The sequence below is a fragment of the Isoptericola variabilis 225 genome, assembly GCF_000215105.1.
Classification (GTDB): domain Bacteria; phylum Actinomycetota; class Actinomycetes; order Actinomycetales; family Cellulomonadaceae; genus Isoptericola; species Isoptericola variabilis_A.
In genome coordinates this window covers 334,622-351,037 of the sequence record NC_015588.1, presented here as the reverse complement: position 1 = coordinate 351,037, position 16,416 = coordinate 334,622, and the positions used below count along the sequence as shown (strand labels likewise).

18 protein-coding genes, 1 pseudogene and 1 riboswitch are annotated in these 16,416 nt (G+C 74.5%); of the genes and pseudogenes, 13 read left to right on the top strand and 6 right to left on the bottom strand.

Translation table 11 applies throughout. From position 1 onward, the window contains the following. Positions 1 to 28 precede the first annotated feature (28 nt). Genes ISOVA_RS01670 through ISOVA_RS01655 form a run of 4 tightly spaced genes read left to right on the top strand, consistent with a single transcriptional unit; the run spans position 29 to position 4,692 of the window. Complete coding sequence (locus tag ISOVA_RS01670; RefSeq protein ID WP_013837528.1) at positions 29 to 1,399, top strand: acetyl-CoA C-acetyltransferase; 1,371 nt, start codon at positions 29 to 31, stop codon at positions 1,397 to 1,399. Positions 1,400 to 1,413: 14 nt separating this feature from the next. Continuing rightward, on the top strand, positions 1,414 to 2,766 hold the full coding sequence (locus tag ISOVA_RS01665) for a 3-oxoacyl-ACP reductase (RefSeq protein ID WP_013837527.1): 1,353 nt from the start codon (positions 1,414 to 1,416) through the stop codon (positions 2,764 to 2,766). After that, a complete protein-coding gene (locus ISOVA_RS01660) occupies positions 2,763 to 3,740 on the top strand; it encodes a MaoC family dehydratase (RefSeq protein WP_013837526.1) in 978 nt (325 codons plus the stop codon). Before ISOVA_RS01665 ends, ISOVA_RS01660 begins: the two co-directional genes overlap by 4 nt. A gap of 31 nt (positions 3,741 to 3,771) precedes the next feature. Further along, positions 3,772 to 4,692 carry an LLM class flavin-dependent oxidoreductase gene (locus ISOVA_RS01655; RefSeq protein WP_013837525.1) on the top strand — a complete coding sequence of 307 codons (921 nt, stop codon included), beginning with the start codon at positions 3,772 to 3,774 and terminating at the stop codon, positions 4,690 to 4,692. Positions 4,693 to 4,717: 25 nt separating this feature from the next. Here ISOVA_RS01655 and ISOVA_RS01650 read toward each other — a convergent pair whose 3' ends face one another. Then, a complete protein-coding gene (locus ISOVA_RS01650; RefSeq protein WP_013837524.1) occupies positions 4,718 to 5,296 on the bottom strand; it encodes a GNAT family N-acetyltransferase in 579 nt (192 codons plus the stop codon). A 61-nt stretch (positions 5,297 to 5,357) separates the two neighbouring features. Here ISOVA_RS01650 and ISOVA_RS01645 point away from each other — a divergent pair, with 61 nt between their 5' ends. Next, positions 5,358 to 6,812, top strand: a complete 1,455-nt coding sequence (locus ISOVA_RS01645; RefSeq protein ID WP_013837523.1) for an amidase — start codon at positions 5,358 to 5,360, stop codon at positions 6,810 to 6,812. Between the two features lie 209 nt (positions 6,813 to 7,021). On the opposite strand, the gene ISOVA_RS01640 is transcribed toward ISOVA_RS01645, so the two are convergent. Further along, positions 7,022 to 8,464 carry an aminotransferase class V-fold PLP-dependent enzyme gene (locus ISOVA_RS01640; protein ID WP_013837522.1) on the bottom strand — a complete coding sequence of 481 codons (1,443 nt, stop codon included), beginning with the start codon at positions 8,462 to 8,464 and terminating at the stop codon, positions 7,022 to 7,024. Between the two features lie 28 nt (positions 8,465 to 8,492). Next, positions 8,493 to 8,607: riboswitch (SAM riboswitch) on the bottom strand. A 271-nt stretch (positions 8,608 to 8,878) separates the two neighbouring features. Between ISOVA_RS01640 and ISOVA_RS01635 the strand changes: the two genes are divergently transcribed. From ISOVA_RS01635 to ISOVA_RS17460, 3 genes and pseudogenes are all read left to right on the top strand, one after another. After that, positions 8,879 to 9,355: a rhodanese-like domain-containing protein gene (locus tag ISOVA_RS01635; RefSeq protein ID WP_013837521.1), complete on the top strand. Its 477-nt coding sequence runs from the start codon at positions 8,879 to 8,881 to the stop codon at positions 9,353 to 9,355. Further along, positions 9,352 to 10,626, top strand: a complete 1,275-nt coding sequence (locus tag ISOVA_RS01630; RefSeq protein ID WP_013837520.1) for an O-succinylhomoserine sulfhydrylase — start codon at positions 9,352 to 9,354, stop codon at positions 10,624 to 10,626. The genes ISOVA_RS01635 and ISOVA_RS01630 overlap by 4 nt, the downstream gene beginning before the upstream one ends. Positions 10,627 to 10,651: 25 nt before the next feature. Then, a pseudogene (locus tag ISOVA_RS17460) lies at positions 10,652 to 10,990 on the top strand (MsnO8 family LLM class oxidoreductase); the annotation flags it as partial. A gap of 508 nt (positions 10,991 to 11,498) precedes the next feature. Here the strand turns inward: ISOVA_RS17460 and ISOVA_RS17570 are convergent. Continuing rightward, positions 11,499 to 11,582 carry a hypothetical protein gene (locus tag ISOVA_RS17570; protein WP_391540488.1) on the bottom strand — a complete coding sequence of 28 codons (84 nt, stop codon included), beginning with the start codon at positions 11,580 to 11,582 and terminating at the stop codon, positions 11,499 to 11,501. Between the two features lie 44 nt (positions 11,583 to 11,626). Between ISOVA_RS17570 and ISOVA_RS01620 the strand changes: the two genes are divergently transcribed. From ISOVA_RS01620 to ISOVA_RS01605, 4 genes are read left to right on the top strand one after another with little or no spacing between them, the layout of a single operon-like run. Then, positions 11,627 to 11,875 carry an LLM class oxidoreductase gene (locus tag ISOVA_RS01620; RefSeq protein WP_041294737.1) on the top strand — a complete coding sequence of 83 codons (249 nt, stop codon included), beginning with the start codon at positions 11,627 to 11,629 and terminating at the stop codon, positions 11,873 to 11,875. A 45-nt stretch (positions 11,876 to 11,920) separates the two neighbouring features. Continuing rightward, positions 11,921 to 12,202, top strand: coding sequence for a type II toxin-antitoxin system Phd/YefM family antitoxin (locus ISOVA_RS01615; protein WP_233275930.1), 282 nt, complete (start codon positions 11,921 to 11,923; stop codon positions 12,200 to 12,202). After that, on the top strand, positions 12,199 to 12,588 hold the full coding sequence (locus ISOVA_RS01610; protein ID WP_013837518.1) for a type II toxin-antitoxin system VapC family toxin: 390 nt from the start codon (positions 12,199 to 12,201) through the stop codon (positions 12,586 to 12,588). The genes ISOVA_RS01615 and ISOVA_RS01610 overlap by 4 nt, the downstream gene beginning before the upstream one ends. Next, complete coding sequence (locus tag ISOVA_RS01605; RefSeq protein ID WP_013837517.1) at positions 12,585 to 13,391, top strand: MBL fold metallo-hydrolase; 807 nt, start codon at positions 12,585 to 12,587, stop codon at positions 13,389 to 13,391. Before ISOVA_RS01610 ends, ISOVA_RS01605 begins: the two co-directional genes overlap by 4 nt. Here the strand turns inward: ISOVA_RS01605 and ISOVA_RS15300 are convergent. The 3 genes from ISOVA_RS15300 to purS are packed head-to-tail and all read right to left on the bottom strand — an operon-like array spanning position 13,370 to position 14,705. Next, positions 13,370 to 13,729 carry a GNAT family N-acetyltransferase gene (locus tag ISOVA_RS15300; protein WP_013837516.1) on the bottom strand — a complete coding sequence of 120 codons (360 nt, stop codon included), beginning with the start codon at positions 13,727 to 13,729 and terminating at the stop codon, positions 13,370 to 13,372. The genes ISOVA_RS01605 and ISOVA_RS15300 overlap by 22 nt on opposite strands. Then, positions 13,726 to 14,445, bottom strand: a complete 720-nt coding sequence (purQ, locus tag ISOVA_RS01595) for a phosphoribosylformylglycinamidine synthase subunit PurQ (protein ID WP_013837515.1) — start codon at positions 14,443 to 14,445, stop codon at positions 13,726 to 13,728. The genes ISOVA_RS15300 and purQ overlap by 4 nt, the downstream gene beginning before the upstream one ends. Continuing rightward, positions 14,445 to 14,705 carry a phosphoribosylformylglycinamidine synthase subunit PurS gene (purS, locus tag ISOVA_RS01590; RefSeq protein WP_013837514.1) on the bottom strand — a complete coding sequence of 87 codons (261 nt, stop codon included), beginning with the start codon at positions 14,703 to 14,705 and terminating at the stop codon, positions 14,445 to 14,447. Before purS ends, purQ begins: the two co-directional genes overlap by 1 nt. 286 nt (positions 14,706 to 14,991) lie before the next feature. Between purS and ISOVA_RS01585 the strand changes: the two genes are divergently transcribed. Next, positions 14,992 to 16,362 carry an MSCRAMM family protein gene (locus tag ISOVA_RS01585; RefSeq protein ID WP_013837513.1) on the top strand — a complete coding sequence of 457 codons (1,371 nt, stop codon included), beginning with the start codon at positions 14,992 to 14,994 and terminating at the stop codon, positions 16,360 to 16,362. Positions 16,363 to 16,416: the final 54 nt, after the last annotated feature.

Sequence of the window (16,416 nt, the reverse complement as noted above, 5' to 3'; positions counted from 1 at the left end):
ACCTGACCGACGGAGCGAAGGACTCACCGTGGCTACACGCAAGACCACCAACGGCACCACCCCCGGCGCCTCCTCCGGGGCGGCCGGTTCCGCACGGACGCCGCAGGTGCGCGACGCCGTCATCGTCGGCGGCAACCGCATCCCGTTCGCGCGCGCCGGCAAGAAGTACGCCGACGCCTCCAACTCCGAGATGTTCACCGCGGCCCTCGAGGGCCTCGTCGCCCGCTTCGGGCTGCAGGGCGAGCGCCTCGGCGAGGTCGTGGGCGGCGCGGTCCTCAAGCACTCGCGCGAGTTCAACATGGTCCGCGAGGCGGTGCTCGGCTCGTCCCTGTCGCCCCGGACGCCCGCGTTCGACCTCCAGCAGGCGTGCGCGACGGGGCTCGAGGCCACCATCACCGTCGCCAACAAGATCCGGCTCGGCCAGATCGAGTCCGGCGTCGCCGGCGGCACCGACACGATCTCCGACGCGCCGGTCGCCGTGAGCGAGGGCCTGCGCCGGGCGCTGCTCGCGGCGTCGCACGCCAAGACCCTGCAGGGCCGCCTCAAGGCGTTCGCGAAGGTGCGTCCGGCCGACCTCAAGCCGCTCACGCCCGCGACGGACGAGCCCCGCACGGGCCTGTCGATGGGCGAGCACCAGGCCATCACGACGGCGCGCTGGGGCATCAGCCGCGAGGCGCAGGACGAGGTCGCGCTCGCGAGCCACCGGAACCTGGCCCGCGCGTGGGAGTCCGGCTTCTTCGACGACCTCGTCACGCCGTTCCGCGGCCTGACGCGCGACGACAACCTGCGTCCCGACACGTCGCTCGAGAAGCTCGCGTCGCTCAAGCCCGTGTTCGGCCGGAGCCTCGGCGAGCCCGCGACGATGACCGCCGGCAACTCGACGCCACTGACCGACGGCGCCTCGACCGTCCTGCTGGCCTCGACCGACTGGGCCGAGCAGCACGACCTGCCCGTCCTCGCCCGGTTCGTCGACGCCGAGACGGCGGCCGTCGACTTCGTGCACGGCCACGAGGGCCTGCTCATGGCGCCCGTCCACGCGGTCCCGCGCCTGCTCGCGCGCAACGGGCTCACGCTCGGCGACTTCGACGTCGTCGAGATCCACGAGGCGTTCGCGTCGACCCTGCTCGCGACGCTCGCCGCGTGGGAGGACGACGACTACTGCAAGAACGAGCTCGGCCTGCCGGGCGCGCTCGGCAGCGTCGACCGGTCCCGGGTCAACGTCAACGGCTCGTCGCTCGCGGCGGGTCACCCGTTCGCCGCGACGGGCGGGCGCATCGTCGCCACGGCGGCCAAGCTCGTCGCGCAGCGCGCGGCCGAGACGGGCAGGCCCGCCCGCGCCCTGGTGTCCGTGTGCGCCGCGGGCGGCCTCGGCGCCACGGCGATCATCGAGTCCGTCTGAGCCGAGGGAGAGACATGACCGACAGCTACACCCGGCTCGTCAACACGGGCCTGACCAAGACGCTCGCGTCCAAGCTCGGCCTGCCGCGGCCCGCGGTGCTGCGCCGCTACCGGCCGGGCGACGCCCTCACCGTCGGGCCCGTGCTCGTGCTGTCCGACGCCGCGTCCAAGCCCGACGCCGACGCGGTCGCGCAGGCCCTCCTCGGCTGGGACCTCGACGTGCGGCGCGAGCCCACCGACGACGCCCGGTGGGGCGCCGTCGTGCTCGTGCTCACCGCGGCCGAGCGGCCGACCGACGTCTCCGACGCCGTGCTCGCCCTCGGGTCGGTGCTGCGCCGGCTCGCGCCGAACGGGCGGGTCGTGACCGTCTCGCGTGCCGCGACCGACGACGACGGACCCGAGCTCGCCGCGACGCGTCACGGCGTCGAGGGCCTCCTGCGCTCGCTCGCCAAGGAGCTGCGCGCCGGGGCCACGGGCAACGGCGTCGTGCTCACCGGCGGCGCGGCGGCCGACTCGACGTCGGCCCTCGCGACGCTGCGGTTCTTCCTCTCGGCACGGTCCGCGTTCGTCGACGGCCAGCTGCTCCCGGTGGGCCCGTCGCCCGACGCCGGCGACCCCGGCCCGGCGGACCCGCGGCAGCCGCTCACCGGCCAGGTCGCGGTCGTCACCGGCGCGGCGCGCGGCATCGGCGTCTCGATCGCGAAGGTCCTCGCGCGCGAGGGCGCGACCGTCGTGTGCGTCGACGTGGCCGCGGCGGGCGAGGGCCTCGCCCGGACGGCCAACGCCGTCGGCGGCACCGCGCTCCAGCTCGACGTCACGGCGGAGGACGCGGGCACCCGGATCCTCGAGCACGCGCGGTCCCGGCACGGCCGGCTCGACGTCGTCGTGCACAACGCGGGCATCCTGCGCGACAAGCTCCTCGCCAACATGCGGCCCGAGCACTGGGACGCGGTCGTCGCGGTCAACCTCGCGGCGCAGCTGCGGATCAACGCCCAGCTCGTCGAGGCGGGCGTCGAGGGGCTGCGCATCGTGTCGCTCGCGTCGATCGCCGGCATCGCAGGCAACCGCGGCCAGACGAACTACGGCTTCTCCAAGGCGGGCGTCATCGGGCACACGCGGGCCACGGCCCCGCTCGTCGCGCGCCTCGGCGGCACGGCGAACGCCGTCGCCCCCGGGTTCATCGAGACGGAGATGACGCGCTCGATCCCGGCCCTGACGCGCGAGCTCGGGCGCCGGGCGTCGTCGCTCCAGCAGGGCGGTCTGCCCGTGGACGTGGCGGAGGCGGTCGCGTTCCTCGCGTCGCCGGCCGCGGCGGGGGTCAACGGCGAGGTGCTGCGCGTGTGCGGCCAGAGCTGGCTGGGCCGATGACGGCGACGGGGCCCACGACGTCGACGGGCGAGCCGCTGCGCGTCGAGACCCTGCCCTCGCTCCCGGGCCTCGGCGGGCTGTACGCGCGCGGCGCGGCGGCGTCGGGCCGCATCGCGGCGGGCCGCGCCCTGCCGGGCCTGCCCGGCATCGGCTCGGGCGAGCCGGCCGACGGCCCGCTCGTGCTGCCCGACGTCGCGTACCGCGTCACGGGCGTCGAGACGGCCGACCTCGCGACGCACCTGCGCGACTACCAGCGCCTGCTGCACGAGCCGGCGTCGGACGCGATGCCCGCGGGGTACCTGCACGTGCTCGCGTTCCCGCTCGCGACGGCCGTCATGGTGCGCGGCGACTTCCCGCTGCCGCTGCTCGGCATGGTGCACCTGACCAACGCGGTCGAGCACCGCGGTCCGGTGCGCGTCGGCGACCGGCTCGAGGTGCGCGCGTGGGCGGAGAACCTGCGCCCGCACCGGCGCGGCGTCCAGGTCGACCTGGTCGCCGAGGTCTGGCCCGACGGCGGCGCCGAGCGACCGGTGTGGCGCGGCGTCTCGACGTACCTCGCCAAGGGCTTCGAGGTGCCGCCCTCCACGTCCCCCGAGGACGGCGACCGGGCCCCGGCGGGCACCTGGATCCCGCCCCTGCCGACGGGCCGGTGGGCGCTCGGCCCGGGGACCGGCCGCGCGTACGGGGCCGTGTCGGGCGACCGCAACCCGATCCACCTCTCGGCGCTCTCGGCGAAGGCCTTCGGATTCCCGCGCGCGATCGCGCACGGCATGTACACCGCGGCGCGCGCGCTGGCCGACGTCGGGCACGCGCGCGGCGACGCCTACCGGTGGACGGTCGAGTTCGCCAAGCCCGTGCTGCTCCCCGGGACGGTCGACGTCGCGGTGACGCCGACCGAGGACGGGTTCGGCTACGTGGGGTGGAACGCGCGGCGGCGGCTCAAGCACTTCGAGGGCACCGTCACGCCTCTGTGACGGCCGCTCCGGGGTGCGGCAGGATCGGGCCATGACCTCCGTCGGCTGCATCTTCACGCCCTACGAGAACCCGCCGTCGCGCCTCGTGCCGTTCGCCCGCGCCGCCGAGGCGGCCGGCCTCGACGAGGTGTGGCTGTGGGAGGACTGCTTCCTCGAGTCCGGCATCGCGAGCGCCGCGGCCGTCCTCGGCGCGACCGAGCGGGTCGCGGTCGGCATCGGCGTCCTGCCCGTGCCGCTGCGCAACGCGACCCTGACCGCGATGGAGGTCGCGACGCTCGCGGGCGCCTTCCCCGGCCGGTTCCTGCCCGGCGTCGGGCACGGCGTCCAGGACTGGATGGGTCAGGTCGGCGCGCGCGTGGGCTCGCCGCTCACGCTCCTGCGCGAGCATCTCGAGGCCCTGCGCGCGCTGCTGGCCGGCGAGCGCGTGACGACGTCGGGCCGGTACGTCACGCTCGACGACGTCGCGCTCGACTGGCCGCCCGAGGTCGTGCCGCCCGTGCTCTCGGCCGCGCAGGGGCCGAAGACGCTGCGGCTCGTGGGCGAGCTGGCCGACGGCGCGGTGCTCGTCGCCGACACGGGCCTGGCCGGGGTGCGTCGCGCCGTCGGGCTCCTCGACGAGGGCCGCGCGGCGGCGGGCCTGCCCCCGTTGGCCGAGTCGCGGCCCGGCAGCGAGCGCCCCTTCCGCCTCGTCGCCAACCTCGCGGCCGCGACCGGGCCCGACGCCGTCGAGCGGCTCCGGCGCGAGTGCCGGGGCTGGAACCTCGACGTGCCCGACGACGCCGCGCTGGCCGAGTACTGCTCGTGGGGCTCGGCGGAGCAGGTGGCCGACGGGCTGCGCCGGTTCGCCGACCTGGGCGTCGACGCGCTCGTCGTGCAGCCCACGCTCGACGAGCCGGACCTTGACGGGTTGGCCGCGTTCCTCGGCGAGGAGGTCGCGCCGCTCCTGCGGTGAGGGACCTCGCGGGTCGGCCCGGGGGTCAGGCGAACGCGGCGAGCCGCTGCTCGAGCCCGGCGCGCACGTCCGGCCACTCGTCGTCGACGACCGAGAAGTACGCCGTGTCCCCCACCGACCCGTCGGCCGCGACGCGGTGCCTGCGCAGCACGCCCTCGGGCGTCGCGCCGAGCCGGCGGATCGCCGCGCACGAGCGCGTGTTGCGCGCGTCGGCCCGCAGCGCGACGCGGCGCAGGCCCCACGTCTCGAACGCGTGCCGGAACAGGAGCAGCTTGCAGGCCGGGTTCGTGACGCCGCCCCACCAGGCGCGGCCGTAGAACGTCGTCCCGATCTCGACGCGGCCCTGGGCGGGCACGAGGTCGTAGAACCGGGTCGAGCCGCGGACCTCGCCGTCGTCCTCGCCCACGACGGCGAACGCGAGCGTCCCGTCGGCGCGCCGCGCGGCGTCGACCCACGCCTCGACGTCGGCGACCGACGTCGGGACGGGCGACGTCATGCCGAACCACAGGTCCGGGTCGACCAGGGCGAGCAGGGCCGGTGCGTGCTCGGGCGCGAGCGGCTCGAGGCGGACGCCGTGCGTGGCGAGGACGAGGTCGTGGATCACGGCGTCATGCAACCACACGGGGCGGGCGCGGCCGCACCCGCCCGCACCGTAGCCTCGGACCATGGACGCCCTGCACGAGCAGACCGCCGTCACGCTCCGCGACCGCCTCCGTTCGCGCGAGATCACGCCCACGGAGGTGGTCGAGCACTTCCTGGGGCGGGTCGAGAAGCTCGGTCCGCAGGTCGGCGCCTTCGCCACCGTCACGGCCGACGCCGCGCGCGAGCGGGCCGCGGAGCTCACCGCGGGGCCGCCGTCGGGCGAGCTGTGGGGGTTGCCGAGCGGCGACAAGGACCTGTGGAACCGGGCGGGCGTGCCGACGGGGATGGGCTCGCGGGCGTTCGCGGGCGAGCACCGGTTCGTGCCCGACGTGAGCGACGACCTCGTCCTGCAGCTCGACGCCGCGGGCGCGGTGAGCCTCGGCAAGACGTCGACGCCGGAGCTCGGCTTCCCCGCGTACACCGAGCCGCTGACCGGACCCGTCGCGCGCAACCCGTGGGACCTGACGCGCGGGGCGGGCGGGTCGAGCGGCGGCGCGGCCGTGGCGGTCGCCGCGGGGCTGCTGCCGTTCGCGCCGGGGTCCGACGGCGGTGGGTCGGTGCGCATCCCGGCCGCGGCGTGCGGCGTCGTCGGGCTCAAGCCGTCGCGCGGGCTGGTGCCGGGCGGGTCGGGGCTCGAGTCGCTCGGCGGGCTCGTCGTCGCGGGCCCGCTCGCGCGCACGACGGCGGACGCCGCGCTGCTGCTCGAGGGCATGATCCCGTGGACCACGAAGGGCGAGGTGGCGCACGGGTACACGCTGCGCGCGCCGTCGGCCCGGTCCGGCGACTACCTCGCGACCGCGCTGTGGGGCACGGTGCCGGACGGGCCCGAGCGCCTCCGCCTGGCCGTGACGACCGACTCGGCGTGGGACGACTTCTACGACGTCCGCGTGAGCCCCGAGGCGATCTCCGCGCTCGACGCGGGCGTGTGGTCGCTCGCCGGGCTCGGTCACGACATCACCGACATCGACCTCGACCCGGCACCCGAGTACGGCCCCGCGTTCCGCACCCTGTGGATGGCCGGGGCGTCGGCGGTGCCGATCGACGACCCGTCACGGCTCGACCTGCTCGAGCCGCTGACCCGCTGGCTGGTCGGGCGCGGGCGCGAGGTCCCGGCCCGGCAGCTCGTCGAGGCGCTGCGCACGCTGTCGGGGTTCGAGCGCCGGCTCGTGGCGCAGGTCTCGGCGTTCGACGCCGTCGTGACGCCGGCGCTCGCGATGACGCCGCGGCCGCTCGGCTGGTTCGACGCCGAGGACCCGGAGCGCAACTTCGAGCAGCAGTGCCAGTACACGCCGTTCACGTCCTGGCTCAACGTGTCGGGCCTGCCCGCGGTCACCGTGCCGACGCACTGGACGGACGACGGCCTGCCGATGGGCATCCAGATCATCGGCCGGCCCGGCGGCGAGCTCACGTTGCTCGCCCTCGCCGCGCAGCTCGAGGACCGGCTCCGCTGGCCGGACCGCCGCCCACCCCTCTGGTGACGAGGTAGCGCTCCACGTCGCGAAGTAGCGCTCCGCGTCGCGAAGTAGCGCTCGGGCCCGCGAAGTAGCGCTCCGCGTCGCGAGGTAGCGCTGCGGCCGCGCTACCTCGGCGAAAAACGCGCTACCTCGGCGAGAAACGCGCTACCTCGGCGAGAATCGCGCTACCTCGGCGAGAAGTGCGCTACCTCGGCGAGAAGTGCGCTACCTCGTCAGTCGGGGAGGCAGCCGAACGCCTCGTCGGCGCCGAGCGCGGCGGTCGCCAGCAGCCCCTCGAGCCCGGAGCCCTCGGGCACGGGACGCGGGTCGTCGACGACGACCCACAGCCCGTCGACGACGTCGTACCGCGCCTGCGGGCCCTCGGCCACGAGCGCGGCCACGGCGGCGACGAGGCGCTCGACCTCCTCGCCCGTGGTCCCGACGCCGACCGACGCGCGCACGGCCCCGGCGTCGAACCCGAGCCGGCCGAGCAGCGGGTGCGCGCAGAAGCGGCCGTCGCGCACGCCGATGCCGTGCTCGGCGGAGAGGTAGGCGGCCACGAGGCCCGGGTCGTACCCGGCCACGGTGAACGTCACGACGCCCACGGGGTCCGCGGCGTCGGACCACACCCGCACGACCTCGACGCGGTCCAGCGCCTCCAGGCCCGCCACGAGCCGGCGCCGCAGCGCGTCCTCGTGCTCGCGCACCTCGGCCGGGTCGAGCGCGGCGAGCGCCTCGCACGCGGCCGCGAGCGCCACCGCGCCGACGACGTTGGGCGACCCGGCCTCGTGCCGCGCGGGCCCGTCGTGCCACTCGGTCCCGCCGACCCGCACGCGCCGGACCGCCCCGCCGCCCGCGAGGTACGGCGTGCCGACGTCGAGCCAGTCGCGGCGACCGACGAGCGCGCCCGCGCCGAACGGCGCGTACGTCTTGTGCCCGGAGAACGCGACGTAGTCGACGCCGGTCTCGGCGAGCGAGAGCCGGCGGTGCGGCACGAGCTGCGCGCCGTCGAGCAGGACGCGCGCGCCGGCGTCGTGCGCCGCGGCGACGACCTCGGCGACCGGCAGGGCCTCGCCCGTGACGTTCGACGCCCCCGTCAGCGCGAGCAGCGCGTACGGCCGGCCCTCGACGGCCGCGGACCGCAGCTCGGCGCGGATCTCGGCGAGCGTCTCGGCCACGGTGCCGCGCCCGGTGAGCACGGTCGCGGCGGCGTCGCGCTGCCAGGGCAGGAAGTTGGCGTGGTGCTCGACGTCGAGCACAAGCACGCGGCCCGGCTCGCCGGTGACGGGGTCGGCCGGGACGCAGCCCGCGAGGAGGTTGAGCGAGTCGGTCGTGTTGCGCGTGACGATCGTGACGTCGTCCTCGCGCGCGCCGACGAACGCGCCGATCGCGCGGCGGGCCGCCTCGTAGAGCGCGGTCGAGACCTGCGAGAGGTAGCCCGCGCCGCGGTGCACGCTCGCGTACAGGGGCAGGACCTGGTTCACGCGGTCGGCGACGGCCTGCAGCGCGGGGGCCGACGCCGCGACGTCGAGGTTGGCGTACCGGACCTCGCGGCCGTCCACGAGCGGGACGAGCGTGTCGCGCCCGACGACGGGCAGCACCGCGGGCAGGTCCGCGACGCTCGCGACGTCGTCGGCGCGCTCCGGACAGAGCAGGGTCTCGGTCAGCGTGGTCATGCGTCCTCCTCGGTCTCGGGGAGGCGTCTCCCCGCGCTTGCCCGACGCCGGTCGGCGCGGGCCAGGTCGTCACCCGGGGCACCCCGCCGCGAGGGGAGGGTTGCCGGCCAGCGAGCCGGGGCTTGGCGCTGGCGCTCTTGACCTGCCGACAGGATGGCCGGGCCGTCGCGGGACCGTCAACCGGTGGGACGAACGTCTCACGATGCGGTCGCGTGCGGTGCGACACCGCGCGTGAGACGCCCGTCCCACGCGCCGGACGGCATGTCGTACGATCACGTCGACCATCCCGAGCGGCCGAGTGACGTGGCACGACGACGCCGCAGCAACCCGCGGGACCGGGCACCGCCGTCGGGCACCGACGCGGACCCGGGACCGGGCGTGGGTGCTACCGCCACGACCGATGGGAGGAGTGCCATGAGCGCACCTGTCCAGGCGCGACCCGCGCAGGGCTACGCCGGCGACCTGACCCCGCAGCAGGCGTGGGACCTGCTCGCCGCCGACCCCGACGCCGTCCTCGTCGACGTGCGCACGGAGGGCGAGTGGCGCCAGGTCGGCGTGCCCGACGTGAGCGGGCTCGGCAAGCGCGTCGTGCTCACGCAGTGGGTCACGGCCGACGGCCGGCCCAACCCCGCGTTCCTCGCCGAGCTCGAGCAGGCGGGCGTCGGCCCGCAGCGCCCGGTGGTGTTCCTGTGCCGCTCGGGCCAGCGGTCGATCGGCGCGGCCCGGCTCGCGACGTCGGCCGGCATCGCGCCGTCGTACAACGTGCTCGAGGGCTTCGAGGGCGCGCCCGGGTTCGGCGGCGTGCGCGACCAGGAGGGCTGGAAGGTCCGTGGCCTGCCGTGGACGACGCTCGCGACGGCGCCCGAGAGCCCCGTGCAGGACGCGTCGTGACCCGCCAGGAGATCCCGACCGGGCCGGGAGCAGACGACGTCCCGCTCGGCGGGTCTGGCCGCGGCCCGCTGCCCGCCTCCGCGCGCCCCGCGACGCTCGCGGTGCGCGGCGGGCACCGCCGCTCCGACTTCCAGGAGACGAGCGAGGGCCTGTTCCTCACCCAGGGCTACGTGTACGACTCGGCCGCCGACGCCGAGGCCGCGTTCGCGGGCGACCACTCGCGCTTCGTCTACTCGCGCTACGGCAACCCCACCGTGCACACCTTCGAGGAGCGCCTGCGCCTCATCGAGGGCGCCGAGGCCTGCTACGCGACCGCCACGGGCATGTCGGCGGTGTTCACGGCGCTCGCGGCGCTCGTGCGCTCCGGCTCGCGCATCGTCTCGGCCCGCGCGCTGTTCGGGTCCACGAACGTCATCTACGACGAGATCCTCAGCAAGTGGGGCGTGCGGATCGACCTCGTCGACGGCCACGTGCTCTCCCAGTGGGAGGAGGCGCTCGCCACGCCCGCGGACGTCGTGTTCTTCGAGACGCCGTCCAACCCGATGCAGGACCTCGTCGACGTGCGCCGCGTGGCCGAGCTCGCCCACGCGGCCGGAGCCGTCGTCGTCGTCGACAACGTGTTCGCGACGCCGGTCCTCCAGAAGCCGCTCGAGCTCGGCGCCGACGTGGTCGTCTACTCCGCGACCAAGCACATCGACGGCCAGGGCCGCGTGCTCGGCGGGGCGATCCTCGGGCCGCGCGAGTTCCTCGAGGGCCCCGTCCAGACGTTCGTGCGCAACACCGGGCCGTCGCTGTCGCCGTTCAACGCGTGGGTGCTGCTCAAGGGCCTCGAGACGCTCGACGTGCGCGTCCGCGCGCAGAACGCCTCCGCGCTGCAGGTCGCGACCGCGCTCGAGTCGCTGCCCGGCGTGCGCGGCGTGCGCTACCCGTTCCTCGCCTCGCACCCGCAGCACGAGCTCGCGAGGGCGCAGCAGTCGGGCGGCGGCACGGTCGTGACGTTCGACCTCGACGTGCCCGAGGGCACGAGCCCCGAGGACGCCAAGAAGCGCGCGTTCACGTTCCTCGACGCGCTGCGGATCGTCGACATCTCGAACAACCTCGGCGACGCCAAGTCGCTCGTCACCCACCCCGCGACGACGACGCACCGCAAGCTCGGGCCCGAGGGTCGGGCGAAGGTCGGTATCGCGGAGACCACCGTGCGGCTCTCGGTGGGCCTCGAGGACCCGCTCGACCTGATCGAGGACGTCGAGCAGGCGCTCGCGGCGTCGTAGCCTTTCCGTCCTCGACCTCGTCCCCGTGCGCACGGGCCAGACCAGCGCGCAGGCGATCGCCGCGTCGCTCGCGCTCGTGCGCCGCGCCGACGAGCTCGGCTTCCGGCGGTACTGGTTCGCCGAGCACCACAACATGCCCGCCGTCGCGGCGTCGACGCCGCCCGTGATGATCGCGGCCGCCGCGGCGGTGACCGAGCGGGTCCGCGTCGGCTCGGGCGGCGTCATGCTGCCCAACCACGCGCCGCTCGTCGTCGCCGAGCAGTTCGCCGCGCTCGAGGCGCTCGCGCCCGGCCGCGTCGACCTCGGGCTCGGGCGTGCCCCCGGCTCCGACCCGGTCATCACCTCGCTGCTGCCTGCGACCGGCCAGGGCCAAGAAGCGCCTGGACGTCGGCTCGCTCGCCTGGATCGCCCGCGCCGTGACCGAGGGCCGCAGCGCTGCCTGACCTCCTGGCGGGGCCTACGCCACGATGGGGTCCTCGGGCCGGACGCTGACCGTCTCCAGGTCCGGGTCCTCAACGAGCCGCTGGGCGACGGCGACCGTGCAGCCGAGGACGGTGCAGGGCAGGTCGATGTCCGCCACCGCGAGGAAGGTGCCGTGCTCGTCCCATGCGATGTCCGGCCAGTTGCGGGATTCCACGTCGCCCGGCGGCCGGGCAAGCCAGCCTGCCAGAGGCGTGGCGTCGTACGTGCGCGCGCCGGACCACAGCGAGAGCGGCCGGGAGCCGAGCGGCTGGTCGCGCCCGTACCCGGTCCACTGGCCGACACCCGGACGTAGGCGGGCCGGCCCGACCCGACCAGCGTCTGCCAGGTCTGCGATCTGCCCTGCGGGACGCTCGGCATGGGGATGGCAGGCATGGTTGCACGGTATCCAGTCACGCCAGGACCGAGAGCATCACCACGTTGACCACGACGTGCGCCGCGATCGGAAGGAGCAGTGACCCGGTCGACCGGTACAGCAGCGCCAGCGCCAGTCCGAAGGCCGTCGCGGCTGCGACACCTGATGGACCCGAAGGAGGCGCTCGCGACGCCGCTGGACGGGCTCGGCGAGCAGATGGTCGCGGACATGCGCACGCGCTGGATCATCGGGACGCCCGACGCCGCCGCACCCGAGCTCCGCCGCCTCGCCGAGCGGTACGACGTGGACGAGGTCATGCTCGTCCCGGTCGCCGGCTCGTACGAGCGCGAGCCCCTCGACGCGACGCCCGGCCGGGTGCAGACCGTGGAGCTCCTGGCCCAGGCTCTGGCGTGAACCGTCATGCTGGACTAACCTGACTTAGTCCGATCTAGTCAAGGGGTGCCCGGAGTGAAGACGGTCAACATCCACGAGGCGAAGACGCACCTCTCGCGCCTGCTCACCGAGGTCGAGCAGGGAGAGGACGTCGTCATCGCCCGTGCCGGCAAGCCCGTCGCGCGTCTGACCGCCATGACGCCGGTCGAGAAGCCTCGTCGCCGCCTCGGTCCGTTGCGCGGTCAGTTCAGGATCCCGGACGACTTCGACACCTGGGCTCAGGACGAGATCGCCGCGATGTTCGAGGGTTCCGAGCGCGCCGACCGGCCGGAGACGTCGGCACGGTGAGATACCTCCTCGACACGAGCATCCTCGTGTGGACGCTCGGTGCGCCGGATCGTCTGCCCGACGAGGCGAGCGAGATCCTCGCCGATCCCGAACCGATGATCTGGTTCAGCGCCGTGAACATCTGGGAGATCGGCATCAAGTCCTCGCTCGGCCGCCCGGACTTCGACCTCAATCCGCACCTGGCACGAACGACGTCACTCCAGCTCGGGTTCGTCGAGCTCCACGTCGACGGGCTCCACGCCGCATCGGCGAGCGACCTGCCGCACCTCCACTCCGACCCGTTCGACCGCCTCCTCATCGCACAGGCCATCACGACAGGAGCCACACTGGTGACCTCCGACCGCACGATCGCCCGCTACCAGGGCCCGATCAAGCTCGTCTCATGAACGCCCTCACACCGGTCACGCCCTTCGCGGCCGTGCTCCGCGCCGACAACCCCGGCCCGATGACGCTCGACGGGACCCGCTCCTACGTGCTGCGCGCCCCGGGCGCGGGCACCACAGTCGTGGTCGACCCCGGCCCCGACGACGACGCGCACCTGCGCGCGCTCGCGGACGCCGGACCGGTCGGGCTCGTCCTCGTGACGCACCGGCACGGCGACCACACGGCCGGCGCAGCACGTCTGCACGAGCTCACCGGGGCGCCGGTGCGCGCCGCCGACGTTGCGCACTGCCACGGCGGGGACGAGCTCCGCCCGGGCGAGGCGATCGAGGCGGCGGGCCTGCGCATCGAGGTCGTCCCCACGCCCGGGCACACGGCCGACTCGGTGTCGTTCCACGTGACCACGCCGGCCGAGCCGCCCGTGGTGGTCACCGGCGACACCGTGCTCGGCGAGGGCACCACCGTCATCAGCGAGCCCGACGGGTCGCTCGGCGACTACCTCGCGAGCCTCGACGTGCTCGAGCAGCTCGGCGACGGCGTCCAGGGCCTGCCCGGGCACGGGCCGGTCGTCCACGACCTCGGCGACCGCGTCCGGCAGTACCGCGCGCACCGGCTCGAGCGGCTCGAGCAGGTCCGCGCCGCGCTGCGGTCGCTCGGCGTCGAGGTGCCCGACGGCGGCGGCCCGGTCCCGGAGGGTGTTGCGGAGCGTGTGGTGGAGGCGGTCTACGACGACGTCGACGAGAGCGTGCTGCCCGCGGCGCGGCAGTCCGTCGTCGCGCAGCTCGCCTACCTCTTCTCGCCGAGGTAGCGCACGATCTGCCGAGGTAGCGCAGGATCCGCCGCGGTAGCCTCGATCGGCTCGTACCCCAGCGCCGGGTACAGCGCCATGGCCTCGGGCTGCATCGTGCCGGTCTCGAGCACGAGCGTGCGGAACCCGAGCGAGCGCGAACACTGCTCGGTCTCGTCCATGAGCCGGCGGGCGATGCCGTGCCCGCGGTGCGACGGCGCCCCGTACAGCCGCTTGACCTCACCGGTCGCGACGGGGTGCACGGTGCCGCGTCCGCGGCCGTCGTCCACACCGGAGACGTCGCGCACGGCGACGACCTCGACCGAGACCGCGCGGGACGCCTCCGAGGACGCGCTCACGCGTGCACGAGCGAGGCGAGCACCGACGTGAAGAAACCGAGGCCGTCCGTGCCGGCGCGCGGGCCGTCCTCGGCGTCCGGGCCGAAGCCGGCCTCGACCGCGTGCTCGGGGTGCGGCATGAGCCCGACGACGTTGCCGGCGGCGTTCGAGATGCCCGCGATGTCGCGGCGCGAACCGTTCGGGTTCCAGCCCTGGTAGCGGAACACGACGCGGCCCTCGCCCTCGAGCTCGTCGAGGGTGCGCTCGTCGGCGACGAACTGGCCGTCCTGGTTCTTCAGCGGGATCGTGATGCGCTGGCCCGGGGTGTACTGGTTCGTCCAGGCGGTCTCGGTGTTCTCGACCGACAGGACCTGCTCGCGGCACACGAAGTGCAGGTGGTCGTTCTTGATCATCGAGCCCGGCAGCAGGTGCGCCTCGGTGAGTATCTGGAAGCCGTTGCAGATGCCCAGCACCGGCATCCCACCGCGCGCGGCGTCGACGACGGCGCTCATCGCGGGGGCGAAGCGGGCGATCGCGCCGGCGCGGAGGTAGTCGCCGTACGAGAAGCCGCCTGGCAGGACGACGGCGTCGACGCCGGACAGGTCGCCGTCGGCGTGCCAGAGCGCGACCGGCTCGCCGCCGGCGAGGCGGATCGCGCGGGCGGCGTCACGGTCGTCTAGCGTGCCCGGGAAGGTGATGACCCCGATGCGGGCGGACCCGAGCGTGCCGGCCGACATCAGGCACGCACCTCGGTCGCGTCGAAGACAGCGACGACGTCCTCGATGATCGGGTTCGACAGCAGCGTCTCGGCCGCCTGCCGTGCGGCGTCGAGCACCTCGGGCGTCACCTCGCCGTCGACCTCGAGCTCGAACCGCTTGCCCTGGCGGACGCCGGTGAACTGCGTGAAACCGAGGCGCGGCAGCGCCCCGACGACGGCCTTGCCCTGGGGGTCCAGGATCTCGGGCTTGGGCATGACCTCGACGACGACGCGTCCCACGGGCGCTCCTTGCGGATCGTGACTGGGCAGTCAGGGGGCCGTCGCTCCGGGATCCCGGCACGCTGTGTCGGACGTCGGTCCGGCGGGCGGTCGCGTGGCGAGCGGGAGCACGACGGCGGATTCCGCGGCCCAGTCTACCGGCTGGGCCCGGCGCCCCGGCGCGGGCAATCGCTCTCCCGCCGGGCACCGCCTCGCCAGGGGGTGAAACGACCGCGGACCTGGGGTTTCACCCGCGCTGTGCGTACGCGTGCGCAGAAGCGCGTCACCTCCCGGCGCACGCTGGCGAGTGGCCGACACCCGCTCACCGAGGAGCGGACCGGCCGTCGACGGGGGCGCCGACGAGGAGGAAGAACACCCCAACAACAAGAGCGACCTGCTCAACATTGGCGTCTACGAGGAGGATGGCGACCCCGGGTTCCTGCACCTGTTCTGGACCCGTGTCGCGGAGCCCAGCGGCACCACGCTCATGGACTTCGAGCTCAACCAGTCTGGCACCGACTGCGGCAACGGCGTCAACAAGGTCCGCACCGCCGGCGACCTGCTGCTCGAGTACCGCATCGAGCAGGGCGGCGCCTCGGCGCAGATCCTGGCCCGCGAGTGGACCGGCACGGCATGGGGTACCGAGCAGGACCTCACCGCGATCGGCCAGGCGACCGGCACGATCAACAGCTCGCCGATCAGCGCGGCCAACACCGGCGGCGTCAGCAACGTCAACCTCAACGCCCGCACGTTCGGCGAGGCGTCGATCGACCTCGACTTCCTGTTCGACCCGGGCGAGTGCCGCTCCTTCGGCACGGCGTTCCTCAAGAGCCGGTCGTCGACGTCGTTCACGTCCCAGCTCAAGGACTACATCGAGCCCGTGTCGGTCAACATCTCCAACTGCGGCAGCATCACGGTCGTCAACCAGACGCAGCCGGCCGGGGTCGCCGACATGTTCGGCTTCACGACGACGGGCGGCCTGTCGCCGGCGACGTTCGACCTCGGGTCGGGCGGATCGCGGACGTACAACGACGTGCTCGCGGGCACGTACACGGTGTCCGAGGACGCCGACGCGCCCGGTGAGCTCATCTCGATCGTCTGCACCGGCGGGAGCGACACGTCGACCGCGGGCCGCACCGCGACGATCAACCTCGCGGCCGACGAGAACGTCACGTGCACCTTCACCAACCGGCTGTTCGGCTCGATCCTCGTGCACAAGCTCGACGACAACAGCCAGCCGCTCGCGGGCGCAGGCTTCACCATCACCCCGGGCGACATCGCGATGACAGGCTCCGGCACCGGCGTCTTCTGCTCCGACGTGCCCTACGGCACCTACACCGTCACCGAGACGACGGTGCCGCCGGGCTACACCGGTGGCGCTCCGCAGCAGGTCACCGTCAACACGAGCACCACGTGCGCCGACCGGGTGGCCGGCGGTACGCCGGACGCGACGTTCACCAACGTCCAGCAGCACAAGGTCATCGTGCTGACCTGCCACCAGGCCACGGGCCAGCTCGTCGCCAGCACCGTCACCCACGACGGCCAGACGATCAACACGATCGTCCAGGCGCCGGCGGGCACCACGGAGGCCGCCCTCTGCGGCATCGCAGGCTTCTCCGGTCTGCCGCACGGCGCCACCAGCCTGTCGGTGGACGTGGGCCACGACGAGACACCGTGACCCGCATACGCGCCCGAGGTCCTGCCCCCGGACCTCGACGCGAGGAGGGGACCC

Coding starts and splice junctions, on each gene's coding strand:
- ISOVA_RS01660 (WP_013837526.1), top strand. CDS start 2,763: ATGACGGCGACGGGGCCCACGACGTCGACGGGCGAGCCGCTGCGCGTC.
- ISOVA_RS01665 (WP_013837527.1), top strand. CDS start 1,414: ATGACCGACAGCTACACCCGGCTCGTCAACACGGGCCTGACCAAGACG.
- ISOVA_RS01635 (WP_013837521.1), top strand. CDS start 8,879: ATGAGCGCACCTGTCCAGGCGCGACCCGCGCAGGGCTACGCCGGCGAC.
- purQ (WP_013837515.1), bottom strand. CDS start 14,445: ATGTCGGCCGGCACGCTCGGGTCCGCCCGCATCGGGGTCATCACCTTC.
- ISOVA_RS01620 (WP_041294737.1), top strand. CDS start 11,627: ATGGACCCGAAGGAGGCGCTCGCGACGCCGCTGGACGGGCTCGGCGAG.
- ISOVA_RS01655 (WP_013837525.1), top strand. CDS start 3,772: ATGACCTCCGTCGGCTGCATCTTCACGCCCTACGAGAACCCGCCGTCG.
- ISOVA_RS01645 (WP_013837523.1), top strand. CDS start 5,358: ATGGACGCCCTGCACGAGCAGACCGCCGTCACGCTCCGCGACCGCCTC.
- ISOVA_RS01605 (WP_013837517.1), top strand. CDS start 12,585: ATGAACGCCCTCACACCGGTCACGCCCTTCGCGGCCGTGCTCCGCGCC.
- ISOVA_RS01640 (WP_013837522.1), bottom strand. CDS start 8,464: ATGACCACGCTGACCGAGACCCTGCTCTGTCCGGAGCGCGCCGACGAC.